Source organism: Vibrio sp. 10N.222.55.C6 (assembly GCF_041473395.1).
Lineage (GTDB): Bacteria > Pseudomonadota > Gammaproteobacteria > Enterobacterales > Vibrionaceae > Vibrio > Vibrio crassostreae_C.
Map to the genome: position 1 here is coordinate 1 of NZ_JBFRSD010001122.1, position 411 is coordinate 411.

General features: G+C 38.9%; 1 protein-coding gene. It reads left to right on the forward strand.

All coding sequences use genetic code 11. The features are described 5' to 3' along the window. Positions 1 to 411: nuclease domain-containing protein (locus tag AB4486_RS27825; RefSeq protein ID WP_372120042.1), on the forward strand; the 411-nt coding region annotated here is incomplete at both ends.

A 411-nucleotide genomic window follows, 5' to 3' on the forward strand; every position in this document is an offset into this window, starting at 1 on the left:
CTATCAAATCAAAGCTCATAACAAGGGATTTGATGCTGTACCTGAAGATGCAATTAACCAGATGCACCGCTACCGTGATGCAATTATTCATCAGCAAAAATTAGAAAATGAAAACCCGATTAAGAGTCGACCAGTAATGGGTGCTTTTGCTTTATATCCAGGTTTTTGTGATCAAGTGAATACTCATAACCCTTACCAAGATGCTATCGAACAAATTGGCATTGGTGCGTTTGCTCTGCTACCAAGTGTTAACAATCAATTGGGTCATAACTTGTGGCTGAAAAACTACTTACAGCAAAAATTAGGAGCGAGTATTACAAGTCGCTCTAGGTTAAGTAACGACTACTATTTCATCGAAGATTCAGCTCGTATTGCACCTTATGGAAGCTGTAGTGCTCGTTATCAAGATCT